Below are 14,506 nucleotides of genomic sequence, written 5' to 3' on the forward strand. Positions count from 1 at the left end.
ATGCAGCGCATCACCATCGCCCCCGGTTACGAAATCTCCCGCGTCATTCGCGGCGGCTGGCAGCTGGCGGGCGGCCACGGCGCGATCGATGGCGACAGCGCTGTCGAAGACATGATCGCATTCGCTGATGCGGGGATTACCACCTTCGACTGCGCCGACATCTATACCGGTGTCGAAGAGCTGATCGGCCGTTTCCGCGTCGCCTACAAGAATCTGCGCGGAGAAGAGGCGTTGTCGCGCATCCGCGTCCATACCAAGTTCGTGCCCGATCTGACGGTGCTGCCAAACATCAACAAGGCTTATGTCGCAGGCGTCATCGATACCTCGCGCAAGCGGCTCAACCTCGATTGCCTCGATCTCGTGCAGTTCCATTGGTGGGCCTATGATATCGAGGGTTGGCTGGAGACGGCTGGGTGGCTGAAGGAGCTGCATGAGGCCGGCAAGATCGGCAAGATCAGCGGCACCAATTTCGACACCGATCATATCGAGGCGATCATCGGTTCCGGCGTGCCCTTCACCTCGCTGCAGCTGCAATATTCGCTGCTCGACCGGCGCCCGGAAAAGCGTATGGTGGCGCTTGCTCAGGAGAAGAACTTCGCACTGCTGTGTTACGGCACCGTGGCCGGCGGCTTCCTCGGCGATCGCTGGCTCGGCCAAAAGGAGCCGGAGCATTCTCTCGAAAACCGCTCGCTGACGAAATACAAGTTGATCATAGACGATTTCGGCGGCTGGGATCTATTCCAGGCGTTGCTGTCGACGCTGCGCGGGATCGCCGACCGGCATGATACCGATATCGCCACGATCGCAAGCGCCGCCATGCTGACCAAGCCTGGTGTCGCAGCGGTTATCGTCGGCGCCCGCAACAGGGATCACCTAAAGTCCAATCTCGCCATCGCTGATATCGCGCTCAGCGAAACGGATAGAGCCGAGATCGACGCGATCCTTACGCAATCGAAGCCGCTCGACGGCGACGTTTATACGCTGGAGCGGGACAGGGAAGGCCGCCACGGCAGCATCATGAAGTACAATCTCAACAAAGGGGAACAAAAATGAGAATGACATTCCTGCTTTCCGCCATGGTCGCTGCCCTTGCTGCGTCCACGGCGCCGACGTTCGGGGCCGATTGCGACATCACCGTCGGCCTCGTCATGGAACTTACCGGCCCGGCCGGTGAATATGGCCAGGCGGGCGCGAAGTCCGTTGAGATGGCCTTCCGCGACATCAACGATGCCGGTGGCGTCAATGGCTGCAAGATCGTTGCAGACACGCGCGACAGCCAGAGCCAGGGCAACGTCGCCGTCGATCAGGCGACCCAGCTCGTCAACATCAAGAAGGTGCCGGTCATCATCGGCGGTATCATCTCGTCGGTATCGATCCCGATCCTGACATCGGTGACGGCGCCGGCCGGCGTCGTGCAGGTCTCGCCCGCATCCTCTTCGCCGACGCTGACCGAGCTTGGTCGCAGCGGCAAGACCAACGGCGTCTTCTTCCGCACCATCACGTCCGACGCGTTGCAGGGCACGGCCGCCGCGAAGTTCGCGATGGATCAGGGCTTGAAAAAGATCGCGATCATCAACGTCAACAACGACTTCGGCGTCAACATGGTCAAGGAGTTTGCGACCGCATACCAGAAGCTCGGCGGCACGATCACATCGACGACACCCTATAACGAGAAGCAGTCGAGCTACGCGTCCGAAGCCAGCGCCGCCATGGCTGGTGAGCCCGATGCGCTCTATCTCGTCAGCACCCCCGTCGATGGCGCGACCATCGCCCGCGCCTGGGTTTCCGGCGGTGGCAAGCAGACCTTCCTGCTGAATGACGGCATGAACTCCAAGGACTTCATCGAGAGCGTCGGCGCGCAGTATCTGGAGAACGCCTACGGCACCTCCTCGGGCACCAGCCCGACGGCGTCGACCGAGTATTTCACCGGCAACTACGAAGCCTTCTCCGGCGGCATCTCGCCTTCGGCCCCGGCCGCCGACCGCTCTTATGACGCGGGTGCGATCGTGGCGCTGGCCATTGCCAAGGCCGGCAAGGCCGATGCGGCCGCCATCAAGGCAGCCATGCCGGAAGTTGTCGCCGAGGGCGGCACGCCCATCCATGCCGGCAAGGAAGAGTTCGCCAAGGCGCTGCAGCTCATCAAGGACGGCAAGCCGGTGAAGTATGAAGGTGTCATCGGCCCTGTCAGCTTCGACAAGTACGGCGATATCACCGGCCCGTTCCGCCTGTGGAAGATCAGCAATGGCGAGGTGACGACGGTCGGCGAATTGAGCGCCGAAGAGGTCACCAAGATCAAGACCGCGCAGTAGAAGCGCCAGGCGACATGGGGGATGTGCTCCCATGTCGCACCAGTCTGGTCTGGGCGCCCATGTGCTTTGTTGGCTAAGCAGATGCATTTGGCAAACACAACGACAGGCCATCGACATATGAAAAAGCGCTCAATCCTTCCGTCGATCTGTTCGATCGCGAGCCTGCTCGTGACGACATCCGCGGCATCCGCCGAGGATGTCGAGCATGGACGGCGGGTGTTCAGGCTGTGCGTTGCCTGTCACACGGTCGATTCCGATCGCAACGGTTTCGGCCCGCATCTGAAGGGTGTCGTCGGCCGTCCAGCCGGAAGCTTGCCCGACTACCGATATTCCGAAGCGATGAAGACGGCCGGTGCCGGCGGACTTGTCTGGGACGAGGCGGCGCTCTCGGAATTTCTATCAAACCCCAAGAAGAAAGTGCCGGGAACGAAGATGAGCTTCGGCGGCCTATGGACGACGTCGGAGATCACCGACCTGATCGGCTATCTCCGAGCCAATCCCTAGGCGCGCCGAATGTCGGTCCGCCACGGCTTGACGCCTCGGCGCCGGATCGCCTAAGTCACACCTGATGGTTCCCGAAGGGATGACTTCCGACGGGATTAATAGGGAACACGGTGCGGACGACCCGAATGGGGCCAAGACCGTGGCTGCCCCCGCAACTGTAAGCGGATTGCCTGATGTTCTTGTGGTGTTCGTCTCGAACGCCATGCCACTGCGAAGCTCTTCGTGGGAAGGCAGATGTCAGGTGCATATTCGCAAGCCAGGAGACCTGCCGTCAAAACAGTGTCCACCATCCCGGACGGGGTTGTCCGGAGAGGAGCATCATATGATGGTTTTTGACGTCAGCCGCTGGCGCGGTCCCGCTTTATTCCCCTCCACAAATCTCATGTCCGTGATCCAACGATAGTTTTCGCCGCCGCATGATTTCAGGCGAGCGCTCTGCTGTGTCGTCCTGCATCATCCGCGGCGGTCCCCGCTTCGAGTTTCACAGCCGCGGCCAGTCGGCTGCGGGCTTCAGTCATACATGAGGACCAATATGAACCGCATCATCCTGCGAACCGCGCTGCTTTCGATCGCGACGGCTTGCACCTTTACCACCTTTCTCCCCGCCGCCCATGCAGCGGCAACGACCTACCCGCTGACGATCACCAATTGCGGCCAGCAGGTGACATTCGACAGCGCGCCGAAGAAGACGGTGTCGATCGGCCAGGGCATGACCGAAATTCTCTACTCGCTCGGCCTTGCCGACAAGATCGTAGGCACGGCGGTCTGGGTCGGGCCGGTGCTGCCCGCCTATGCCGAGGTCAACAAGGGGATCAAGCGGCTGGCCGACAATGATCCGAGTTTCGAATCCGTCGTCGGCCAGGAGCCGGACTTGGTTGCGGCCGAGTTCGAATGGCATGTCGGCACGCAAGGCTCGGTCGGCAAGCGCGAGCAGTTCGCCGGTCTTGGCATCAAGACCTATGTCTCGCCGGCTGATTGCGTCGCGAAGGTCAACACCGATGGTGGCGACGGCGTGCGCAGTGAGCTCTTCACCATGGAGCTGATTTACCAGGAGATCGCCGAACTGGCGGAGATCTACGATATCCAGGATCGCGGCGCGGCCCTGATCGCTGACTTGAAGAAGCGCGAAGCGGATGCCGTGGCATCGATTGGCGGGTCGGCGAAGGATCTGCCTGTCGCCTTCTGGTTTTCCAGCAAGGAAGTGCAGGGCGATGCCTTTATCGCCGGCAAGAACAGCGCTCCGGCCTATATTCTGAAAACGCTCGGCGCCCGCAACGTCGTCAGCACCGAGGAAGAGTGGCCGCTGGTCGGTTGGGAAACGATCGCGCAGGCCAACCCTGCAGTCATCGTCATCGCCACCATGGACCGTCGCCGCTACGCTGCCGACGATCCGAAGGTTAAGATCGACTTCCTTGAAAAGGACCCGGTCACCAGCCAGCTCGATGCCGTCAAGAACAGGCACTTCGTCGAGATGGATGCGCAGTCGATGAACCCGACGATCCGTACCATCGACGGCCTGGAACGCCTTGCCGCCGGCATCAAGTCCTTCGGTCTTTCCAAGTGAGGCACGCGTCGATAGCCCACCGAGGATGGAGAGCGCTGTTCGTGCTCTTCGTCCTTGCCGTCGTGGCATTGGGCTTTGTCATCAGTCTCGCCGTGTCTATCGGCGAGATCTCCATTCCTGTCGACACGACGGCCAAGGCCGTTGCGAACCGCTTGCTTGGCACCGGCTTTGAACTCAGCCGCATCCATGAAGGCATCATCTGGGATTATCGCCTGAGCCGCGCGCTTGTCGCCGCCAGCGCCGGAGCGGCTCTTGCGCTATGCGGCGCGGTGCTGCAGGCGTTGCTGCGCAATCCGCTGGCCGAGCCCTATGTACTCGGCATCTCGGCCGGCGCGTCCACCGGGGCCGTCGCCGTCATGATCCTCGGTTTCGGCTATGGCGTGTTGACGCTTTCCGCCGGCGCTTTCGTCGGCGCGGTCGCGGCGTTCCTGCTGGTGTCTTTGCTGGCGGTGGGCTCCGGCGGCGGGACGGACCGTATCATCCTCGCAGGTGTCGCCGGTTCGCAGCTCTTCAACGCGCTGACGTCCTATATCGTCACGACATCGGCAAATGCCGAGCAGGCGCGCGGCGTCATGTTCTGGCTGCTCGGCAGCCTTTCCGGCGTACGCTGGCCGGATGTCTATCTTGCCGCTCCCGTTGCAATCGCCGGCTTTCTCGTCTGCATGCTTTACGCCCGCGCGCTCGATGCCTTCACTTTCGGTACCGATGCTGCGGCGGCGCTCGGCATTCCGGTCGCTGGTATCCGGATCGTGCTGCTTGCGCTCACGGCGCTGCTTACCGCGACGATGGTCAGCATCGTCGGCTCGATCGGCTTCGTCGGGCTGGTCATTCCGCATGCGGCGCGTTTCGTGGTCGGGCCGGGGCATGGGCGCCTGTTACCGGCAACGGCGATATCCGGAGCGATCTTCATGGTGGTCGCCGATATCGTCTCGCGCGTCATCATCCCGCAGCAGGTGTTGCCGATCGGCGTGGTCACCGCGCTCTTCGGCGCGCCGGCATTCGCGCTCATTCTCTACAAGGCGAGGCGGCCCGCATGAGCATTTCCATCAGCGATGTGCACTGGGCAACGTCAGGCGTGCTTGTTGTCAAGGGCATAAGTCTCGAGGTCCCCACCGGCCAGACGCTGGGCCTAATCGGGCCGAACGGTTCGGGAAAGTCCAGCCTGCTGCGGTTGATCGGCGGGCTGCGAAAGGTGAAGAGCGGTGTCATTGCACTCGGCGATACCGGCATCGACACGCTGGCACGCCGCGACATTGCCCGGCGTGTTGCCTTTGTCGAGCAGCAGGCCACGACGGAAACACAGGTGACGGTCACTGAGGTCGTCCGTCTCGGGCGCACGCCACATCGCGGTCCGTTGGCGCCGTGGAGCGCCAATGATGAAGAAGCGGTCGAGAATGCGCTGCGGCAGGTGGGCATGGTCGAGAAGGCGCGGCAGCTCTGGCATACGCTGTCGGGCGGCGAGCGGCAGCGGGTGCATATCGCCCGCGCGCTGGCGCAGACGCCGACCGAGCTTCTGCTCGACGAGCCGACCAATCACCTCGACATCCAGCATCAGCTCGAAATCCTGTCGCTGGTTGCCAAGCTGCCGGTCACCAGCATCGTTGCGCTGCATGATCTGAACCTCGCCGCCATGTTTTGCGACAGGATTGCTGTGCTTAGCCAGGGTCGGCTTGTTGCGGTCGGACCGGCGGACGAGGTATTGACCGAAGGCTTGATCGCCGATGTGTTCGGAGTGCGCGCCCATATCGAGCGCTCGCCGCATCATGGTCGGCAGCATATCCATTTTCTTGGCTGTATTTCTTGAGGTTCGATGTCCATCAGACAAACCAATTTCGATTTGAAGGAAGAGATCCGGGACTACTGGTCCAAGCGCTCGCAGACTTTCGATCTTGCCTTCGGCCACAGGATACCGCGTGGACCGGAGTTCGACGCCTGGCAGCAGCCGATGCGCGATCATCTGGGGCCGACGTCGTTGCGTGTCCTCGAACTTGCCTGTGGAACCGGCGAGGTCACGGCGGTGATCCACGATCTCGGCCATGATGTGACCGCGCTGGATTTCTCCGAGGCCATGCTGTCAATCGCCAAGGCCAAGCATACCGGCAAGGAACGGTTGCGCTTTGTGCTGGCAGACGCTGAAAATCCGATGGAGCCGGATGGCCGCTACGATGCCATCATCTGCCGGCATCTGGTGTGGACGCTGACCGATCCCGCAAAGGCATTCGGCGAGTGGCATCGCGTGCTGAAGCCGGGTGGCACGCTATTGGTCTTCGACGGCGACTGGGCGAAGCCGACAAGGCTCGGCCGCGCCGCAGCATGGCTCATCCGCCGGATCGATCGTTTCTGCGGCGCGGATCGGCATTATGATGGCGCGATGAGCGAGCGCCATTCGGCGATCATGTCCGCGCTCCCCTTCGGCGCCGGCCTGCGGCCAGATGATCTTGTTCCGCAATTGACGCGGGCCGGCTTCATAGGTTTCGAGATCGCGTCGCATGGACCGATCGCGAAGGCGCAGCGGCGCGGCGCCAATCTGCGTAACCGGCTTCGGACGCTGGTCTATCGGCGCTTCATTCTCGTGGCCAAATCCGCCGGCGTCTCGCAAGGTGAAGAGGCCTGATCTATCGCGCAAAGGCGGTGGATTTGATGCCGTCGGCGAATTTTGCAGCCTGTTGCCATCGCAGCATGTTGACGTGATCGGCTAGACGAGGTCATCTGCGCATAACGGCATGGCGCTCATGCTTGCGATGATCGGCACGGGAGGCCGGATCATCGACTCGAGAAGGCGAGCGCCGGCAGTCTCAAGGGAGGAATACGCCTGTCAGTCAGCCCGATTGGATCGGGTGGGCTGAGACCCTTGAACGCTAGGACTCCCACAATGGCATACAGCACGACGATCGAACGAACGCGCTTCGGCTTTCGCGATCTCAAGGACCTCCTCGCAAAAGCGACGCCGGAACGCTCCGGCGATCAGCTCGCGGGTATCGCGGCGAGCGGACCGGTCGAGCGGCTCGCAGCCCAGATGGCACTTGCCGATCTGCCACTGAAGGCTTTTCTCGCCGAAGAAGTCATTCCATCGGAGATCGACGAGGTCTCGGCGCTGATTTCAAGGCAGTTCGACGCGCAAGCTTTCGCGCCGATCAGTTCGTTCACTGTGGGCGAGTTTCGCGAGTGGTTGCTGAAGCCAGAAACGGATCAGCGGGCACTCGAGGCGATCACCTATGGCATCACGCCGGAAATGCTGGCGGCCGTCTCGAAAATCATGCGGCTGCAGGATCTGATCGCCGTCGCCGCCAAACGGCAGGTCGTCACGCGCTTTCGCAACACGCTGGGCCTGACCGGCCGCTTGTCGACCCGCAACCAGCCGAACCATCCGACCGACGACAGCCGCGGCATTGCCGCTTCGGCGATCGACGGTCTATTGATGGGCTCCGGCGACGCCGTCATCGGCGTCAATCCGGCGACTGATAGTGTTGAGGACTATGTGCGGATCGTCTCGCTGCTCGACGAAATCCGCGAGCGCCTCGCCATACCCACCCAGACATGCTGTCTCGGCCACGTTACCACAGCCATCCGTGCGGTTGAAGCGCGAGCGCCGGTTGATCTGATGTTCCAGTCGGTTGCGGGATCGCAGAAGGCCAATGAAGGCTTCGGCATCGATCTCGCGCTGTTGAAGGAGGCGCAGGATGCCGGACGATCGCTGAAGCGCGGCATGCCGGGCGCCAACCTGATGTACTTCGAAACCGGGCAGGGAGCAGCACTCTCGGCCGACGCGCATTTCGGCGTCGACCAGCAGACGATGGAGACGAGAGCCTATGCCGTCGCGCGCGAGTTCGATCCGCTGCTCGTCAACACCGTGGTCGGCTTCATCGGGCCTGAATATCTCTTCAACGGGAAACAGATCATCCGCGCCGGCATCGAGGATCATTTCTGCGGCAAGCTGCTCGGCCTGCCGATGGGCGTCGACGTTTGCTACACCAACCATGCCGATGCCGATCAGGAAGACATGGATACGCTGTTGACGCTGCTCTGCGCGGCAAACGTCAATTTTGTCATCACCGTACCCGGCGCCGACGACATCATGCTGAACTACCAGTCGCTGTCCCACCACGACGCCGTCTTCTGCCGCGAGACCCTTGGGCGCCCGCCGGCGCCGGAGTTCGAGACGTGGCTTCGCGATGTCGGACTGACCAATGAAGCCGGTGCGCTGTCCGGTGCGCCTGCCATGCTGACCGATTACCTGTCGAGGGCCGTTCTTGTCTAAATCCACCGCCACCGAACTAAGAGCCGATCTCCAGCCGGCCACCGTCGATTTGTCCGAGATGACCGATGCGCGTGTCGCGCTCGGGCGCTTCGGATCCGGCGCGCCGACCAAGGCGCAGCTGGCCTTCCTGCTTGATCATGCCCGGGCCCGCGAAGCTGTATGGTCGACGGTCGACGAAGATCGGCTGAAGAGCGACCTCATGGCGCTCGGGCTGGATGTCGTCTCGGTGGAAAGCATGGCCGAGGATCGCGGCAGCTATCTGCGCCGGCCTGATCTTGGCCGCAAGTTGTCGCGCGCTTCGGTCGAGCGGCTGCATGCTCTGCCATCTGAGGCCAAAGGCTGCGATGTCGTCATCACCATAGCCGACGGCCTCTCGTCGAGTGCGGTCGATATCAATGCGATCTCGCTCGTGCGCGAGCTTTTTGGCCTTCTGAGCCGCGCCGGCTTGTCGATCGGCCCGGTTGCCGTCGCGCGGCAGGCGCGGGTGGCGCTTGCCGACGAGATCGGCGAAATTCTCGGTGCGCGGATGACAATCGTGCTGATCGGCGAGAGGCCCGGTCTATCCGCGGCCGACAGTCTCGGCGCCTATATCACCTACGAGCCATCCGTCGGCACGCCGGATTCCCGGCGCAACTGCGTCTCAAACATGCGCGAGGGTGGCCTGTCGATGGAGCAGGCGGCGAAGACCATCGCCGGTCTCATCGCCGACATGACGAAGACAGGTGTCAGCGGCGTCAGCCTGAAGGAAGCGCTGGTCAGGTTGCCCAGCGCTTCGTAATCGGCTTCACCGGATGCCCGCCCGTGCGCGCGGTCGCGTGTCGTTGCGCTCGTGCTCGAAGATGGCGCCGGGAAGCGGCAGCTTGCCGCGAATGATGTCCGAGCCCTTCTCTCCTACCATGATCGTCGGCGCATTGGTGTTGCAGGAGGGTACGCGCGGCATGACGGACGAATCACAGACGCGCAGGCCTTCCAGCCCGTGCACCTTGAGATCGAGCCCTACGACCGCGTCGGCGCCCGTGCCCATCTTGCACGTGCCGACGGGGTGGTGATCGGTCTTGGCGTTGGCGCAGCCGTAGTCGAAAAGTTCGTCGTCGGTCATCACCTTCGGTCCCGGCAGCCGCTCGGCCAGGACGAATGGCTTCAGCGCCGCCTGCTGCATGATTTCTCGCGCGATCTTCAGGCCTTCGAGCGACATCGTCCGGTCATGCGGGTCGGACCAGTAGTTCGGATCGATCAACGGCGCTGCCGCCGGATCCGATGATTTGAGCCTGACAGTGCCGCGCGAGCGAGGATGTAGATAGGCCGAGTTCAGCGTCACGCCGGCGTTCTTCAGCCGCTCCACGCCCGCCTCGATGCCCGAACCGAGCCCGAGGTGGAACTGGATGTCGGGGGAACGCGCATGCGGGTCCGCATACCAGAAGCCACCCGTCTCGAAGAGCGAGGACGCAACCGGGCCGGTGCGGAAGAGAATGTACTCCAGCCCTGCCCAAACGGTCCGGTGCAGTTTGGCGACGCCGTCATAAGTGTGGTCGCCGGTGCACTCGCAAATGACGAAGAGGTCGAGGTGGTCCTGCAGGTTGCCGCCGACGCCGGGGAGATCGTGGTGAACCTTGACGCCGACCGATGTCAGATGGTCGGCCGGACCGATGCCGGATTGCAGCAGGAGTTTCGGCGAGCCGATCGCGCCTGATGACACCAGCACCTCGCGCTCGGCGCGGATCACCTCGGAGCCCTTGTCCGTCACCACTTCGACGCCGACGGCCCGCGTTCCCTCGATCACGATCCTGCTCACGCGGGCGCCGGTGCGGATGGTCAGGTTCTTTCGGCCCTTGATGGGCGAGAGATAGGCGAGTGACGCGGATGAGCGGCGGCGGTTGCGCTGGGTCAGCTGGTAGAAGCCGACGCCCGCCTGCTGCTTGCCGTTGAAATCGTGATTGTAGGGAATGCCGAGCTCCTGGCCGGCGCGGATATAGGCGTCGCAGATCGGTAGCGCTGAGACAGGCATTGAGACGCCGAGCGGCCCGCCATAGGCGTGGTAGTCGTCGGCGAAGCGCTGGTTGTCCTCGGCACGCTTGAAGTAAGGCAGGATCGAGCGATAGTCCCAGCCCTCGCAGCCATCCTCGCCGGCCCAGAGATCATAGTCGGCGGCATTGCCCCGGGTATAGAGCTGGGCATTGATCGAGGAGCCGCCGCCGATCACCTTTGCCTGCGTATAGCGCAGCACCCGGCCTTTCATATGTTTCTGCGGAACCGTTTCCCATCCCCAGCTGGCCACGCCCTTGGTCATCTTGGCAAAGCCGGCCGGCATGTGAAACAGCGGGTTCCAGTCACCGCCACCGGCTTCCAGAAGAAGCACACTGACATCTGGATCTTCGCTCAGCCTGCTGGCGAGCACGCAGCCGGCGGGACCCGCGCCCGTTATGATGTAGTCAAAGCCCATTGGTTCTATCCTGTCACAAGCGGGGAATGGAAAGGCCGCCATCGGCGTCGATGACGGTGCCGGTCGCAAAGGCGAAGGCGCCGGAGGCAAGGGCCGAGCAAATCCGGCCGATATCGTCGGCCTCGCCCCAGCGCTTCATCGGCACAAGGCCGCCTTCGATCAGCGCGTCGTATTTCGAGGTCACGCCTGCCGTCATATCGGTGCGGATGATGCCCGGCCGGAGTTCGAAGACGGAGATGCCCGATTCCGCCAGGCGCAGCGCGAGCCCTTGAGAGAAGGCGGCAAGCCCCGCCTTGCTGATGCAATAGTCCAGGCGCTCCGGAGAGCTTGCCTCGGCCGATACCGAGGTGATGTTGATGATCGAACGCGGGTGCGGCTTGTCGCCGGAAACAAGCATCGCCTTCAACACCGCCTGGGTGAAGAACACGGTGCCGCGCAGGTTCGTGGCCATGATCGCGTCGAAATTGTCAGCCGTCAGCCCGAGGAAATCGCCCCTGACCACGGCCGCCATGCCCGCATTGTTGACCAGGCAATCGATGCGACCGAAGGCCTGCAGGATCGCGTGAACCGTTTCCTCGTGCTTTTCGACGGCCGAAATGTCGGCCTGCAGGTAGATCGCGTCGGCACCGTGTTGTTTCAGCTGCGCGACGGTCTCGTCCGCGGTCTCCACGGCGCCGACGCCTGTTATCACGACATTGAAGCCTGATTTCGCCAGCGCGCCGGCAATGCCCAGCCCGATGCCGCGACGGCCGCCGGTGACCACGGCTACGGGCTTGTCCGAATGCGTCGTCATGCTGTCAAATCCTTTGATGCAATGTGGTCGGCAACGCGCAATGCCTGGCTCGCCACCGTCAAGGCCGGATTGACGGCTGCCGAAGTCGGCAGGAAGCTCGCATCGACGACGAAGAGGTTCTGGTGATCGAAGGCACGGCAGTAGATGTCGAGCGGAGCCGACGCCGGATCGCGACCGATCCTGATGGTTCCGCACTGGTGCGAGGGCGTGCGCTTGTCGAATGGCCGGCTGAGCACCAGCGGGAAGCCGATCGACTTCAGGATGTCCTTGAGCTTGGAGACCAGCGAGAGATGGGCATCCCAATTGGTGCGATGCCATTTCAAGACGATGCGCTCGCCATCGACCATCACCCGGCTTTCTGGAGTGGGAACGTCTTCGCTCATGGCGTAGAAATCGATCGCATGGCCGGTGATCCGATTGAGCAGCCATTCCGGGACATTCGGCAGCGAGCCCTTCAATACCTTGCCGGAGATGCGGCCGAGCAGCTGGACGTTGCCAAGCGGCGGTCCGCCATTGCCGTCGGACAGATAGAAATCATTGAAGGCGAAGGTCTTCTGGTAGATCGAGGTGTTGCGATATCGCGGCGAGACGCCGATCACGGCCGAGGAATTGTGGTTCATGAAGTTGCGCCCGACCTGGCCCGAGGAATTGGCGAGCCCCTCGGGAAACCGGTCACTTGCCGAGCGAAGCAATAGCACGGCGGACTGCACAGCGCCGGCACTGAGGATCACGAGCTTTGGATGAAGCGTGCGGGCTTCGCTACCCTGACGGTAGGTGACGCCTGAAATGCGTCCGTCCGCATCCGCTTCCAACTTGATGACGGGAGAGTTGGTCTGAAGGCGGACATTGTCGTGTTTCAGGGCCTGCGACAGGGCAGCTGTTTCCGCGTCCATCTTGCCGTCGTCGGAGTTCGGATGTGCGTCCCATGGGGTTGGCGCCTTCGCCAGCCACTTGTCGATATCGACACCCAAGGGGAGCGAGAAAGGGTGCAGACCCTTCGCCTTCAGCCGCGCCCTGACGTCGGCGATGGCAGGTTCTTCGCGCACCGGCGGGTAGTCATAAGGTGTCGAATGCGCCGGCTCCGTCGGGTCATCACCGAGCGCGCCGCGCACCCGGTACAGTTTCTCGGCGCGGCCATACCACGGTTCAAGTTCCTCATAGGGGAATGGCCATGCGGGTGACACGCCTTCGCGGTGATGGATCTCTTCGAAATCCTCGCGGCGGTAGCGCGAGAGCACGGCGCCGAAGAATTTCGAATTGCCGCCGACATTGTAGTAGTTGCCGGGATTGAAGCCGGTGCCGTCGGCCTCGTACCAGGTTTCCTTCGGGCGGAAATGGCCGCGCTGGAAGATCGCCCGCTGGTCGCGGTTGACCGGGTGGTCGGCGATCCGTTCGCCGGCTTCGAGAATGAGGATCTCGGTGCCGGTGGGAGCGAGTCCGGCAGCGACGGTCGCGCCACCGATGCCCGAGCCGATGATGACGATATCAGGTGTTCTGTTCATATTGCTGTCCCGCCGTCAGATCACGCGATCCGCGCCTGGCTCTGCGGGTCGAAGAAGACCACCTTGTCGAGGTTGAATGCCAGTCGCGCGTTCTGGCCGGGCTGAATGCGGGCATCGGCGCGCAGCCGCGCGACGACTTCCTTGCCGCCCAGTTTCGTCACCGCGAAGGTGTCGGACCCGGCCGGTTCGACGACGTCGATCAGGCAATCGCCCTCGGCGAGTGCGCGGGCGTTGCGGTCGGCGCCATCGGGGTCGGTCAGCGCTTCCGGCCGGATGCCGAAGACGATCTGCCGGCCGGCATGCGCCTGCAACGCTTCGTGGCCCGGCGCGATCGGCAGGCGGATGGGCTCGCCGCTGGGACGGGCGAGCGAGACAGAGAGGCCCGTCGCGCCCTGTTCGATGGTGCCGGAGAGGAGGTTCATGGCCGGAGAGCCCATGAAGTCGGCGACGAACATGTTGGCGGGGTTGTTATAGATTTCTGCCGGCGTGCCGAACTGCTGCACCTCACCGTCCTTCATCACGGCGATCTTGGTCGCCAGCGTCATCGCCTCGATCTGGTCGTGCGTGACGTAGACGATCGTCTTGCCGGTCGCCTGATGCAGTCGCTTGATTTCGATGCGCATATCGACCCGCAGCTTGGCGTCCAGGTTGGAGAGCGGCTCGTCGAACAGGAAGAGCTTGGGATCGCGCACCAGCGCGCGGCCCATGGCGACACGCTGCCGCTGGCCGCCGGAAAGCTGGCTCGGCTTGCGGTCCAACAGATGGCCGATCTGCAGCACCTTGGCCACCTTGTCGATCGCCGCCTTGCGCTCGTCCGCTGGCACACCGCGCATTTCCATGCCGAAGGAGATATTTCCTGACACCGTCATGTTCGGATAGAGCGCGTAGCTCTGGAACACCATGGCGATGTCGCGCTTGGAAGGATGCAGATCGGAAATGCTGCGGCCATCGACGCTGATGTCGCCCTCTGTGATGGCTTCCAGCCCTGCGATGGTATTGAGCAGCGTGGACTTGCCGCAGCCCGACGGGCCGACCAGCACCAGGAAACCGCCTTTTTCCAGCTCAAGATCGATGCCCTTGAGGATTTCCAGTGCGCCGAAACGCTTTCTGAGGCCTGAGATTTCGAGAAAAGCCAT

At 62.8% G+C, this 14,506-nt stretch carries 13 protein-coding genes and 1 riboswitch; of the genes, 9 read left to right on the plus strand and 4 right to left on the minus strand.

Annotated features, from left to right (window positions below; all coding sequences use genetic code 11):
• The 9 genes from AC1DOG_RS05190 to eutC all read left to right on the plus strand — a co-directional run bounded on the left by AC1DOG_RS05190 (position 1) and on the right by eutC (position 9,413).
• The gene (locus AC1DOG_RS05190; RefSeq protein WP_477927015.1) at positions 1-1,053 is read left to right on the plus strand and encodes an aldo/keto reductase; all 1,053 of its coding nucleotides are present in this window, start codon (positions 1-3) and stop codon (positions 1,051-1,053) included.
• Between the two features lie 2 nt (positions 1,054-1,055).
• Complete coding sequence (locus AC1DOG_RS05195) at positions 1,056-2,309, plus strand: ABC transporter substrate-binding protein (RefSeq protein ID WP_477927078.1); 1,254 nt, start codon at positions 1,056-1,058, stop codon at positions 2,307-2,309.
• A 117-nt stretch (positions 2,310-2,426) separates the two neighbouring features.
• A complete protein-coding gene (locus tag AC1DOG_RS05200) occupies positions 2,427-2,813 on the plus strand; it encodes a c-type cytochrome (protein ID WP_112820082.1) in 387 nt (128 codons plus the stop codon).
• A gap of 48 nt (positions 2,814-2,861) precedes the next feature.
• Positions 2,862-3,100: riboswitch (cobalamin riboswitch) on the plus strand.
• 245 nt (positions 3,101-3,345) lie between these two features.
• Positions 3,346-4,377: an ABC transporter substrate-binding protein gene (locus AC1DOG_RS05205; protein WP_477927016.1), complete on the plus strand. Its 1,032-nt coding sequence runs from the start codon at positions 3,346-3,348 to the stop codon at positions 4,375-4,377.
• Positions 4,374-5,414, plus strand: a complete 1,041-nt coding sequence (locus AC1DOG_RS05210) for a FecCD family ABC transporter permease (RefSeq protein ID WP_477927017.1) — start codon at positions 4,374-4,376, stop codon at positions 5,412-5,414. The genes AC1DOG_RS05205 and AC1DOG_RS05210 overlap by 4 nt, the downstream gene beginning before the upstream one ends.
• On the plus strand, positions 5,411-6,181 hold the full coding sequence (locus AC1DOG_RS05215; RefSeq protein ID WP_112943359.1) for an ABC transporter ATP-binding protein: 771 nt from the start codon (positions 5,411-5,413) through the stop codon (positions 6,179-6,181). The genes AC1DOG_RS05210 and AC1DOG_RS05215 overlap by 4 nt, the downstream gene beginning before the upstream one ends.
• A gap of 12 nt (positions 6,182-6,193) precedes the next feature.
• Positions 6,194-6,991 (plus strand): class I SAM-dependent methyltransferase, encoded by a 798-nt coding sequence (locus AC1DOG_RS05220; RefSeq protein WP_477927079.1) that lies wholly within the window; start codon positions 6,194-6,196, stop codon positions 6,989-6,991.
• A 258-nt stretch (positions 6,992-7,249) separates the two neighbouring features.
• Positions 7,250-8,635 carry an ethanolamine ammonia-lyase subunit EutB gene (locus AC1DOG_RS05225; RefSeq protein WP_112943357.1) on the plus strand — a complete coding sequence of 462 codons (1,386 nt, stop codon included), beginning with the start codon at positions 7,250-7,252 and terminating at the stop codon, positions 8,633-8,635.
• Positions 8,628-9,413: an ethanolamine ammonia-lyase subunit EutC gene (eutC, locus tag AC1DOG_RS05230; RefSeq protein WP_112943356.1), complete on the plus strand. Its 786-nt coding sequence runs from the start codon at positions 8,628-8,630 to the stop codon at positions 9,411-9,413. Before AC1DOG_RS05225 ends, eutC begins: the two co-directional genes overlap by 8 nt.
• Positions 9,414-9,419: 6 nt before the next feature.
• Here the strand turns inward: eutC and AC1DOG_RS05235 are convergent, their stop codons facing one another.
• From AC1DOG_RS05235 to AC1DOG_RS05250, 4 genes are read right to left on the minus strand one after another with little or no spacing between them, the layout of a single operon-like run.
• Positions 9,420-11,075 (minus strand): GMC family oxidoreductase N-terminal domain-containing protein, encoded by a 1,656-nt coding sequence (locus tag AC1DOG_RS05235; RefSeq protein WP_113009042.1) that lies wholly within the window; start codon positions 11,073-11,075, stop codon positions 9,420-9,422.
• Between the two features lie 13 nt (positions 11,076-11,088).
• Positions 11,089-11,868: a 3-ketoacyl-ACP reductase gene (locus AC1DOG_RS05240; protein ID WP_112943354.1), complete on the minus strand. Its 780-nt coding sequence runs from the start codon at positions 11,866-11,868 to the stop codon at positions 11,089-11,091.
• A complete protein-coding gene (locus tag AC1DOG_RS05245; protein WP_477927018.1) occupies positions 11,865-13,370 on the minus strand; it encodes an FAD-dependent oxidoreductase in 1,506 nt (501 codons plus the stop codon). The genes AC1DOG_RS05240 and AC1DOG_RS05245 overlap by 4 nt, the downstream gene beginning before the upstream one ends.
• Positions 13,371-13,390: 20 nt before the next feature.
• A complete protein-coding gene (locus AC1DOG_RS05250; protein WP_112943352.1) occupies positions 13,391-14,506 on the minus strand; it encodes an ABC transporter ATP-binding protein in 1,116 nt (371 codons plus the stop codon).

This window comes from Rhizobium sp. 01N48 (assembly GCF_056399145.1).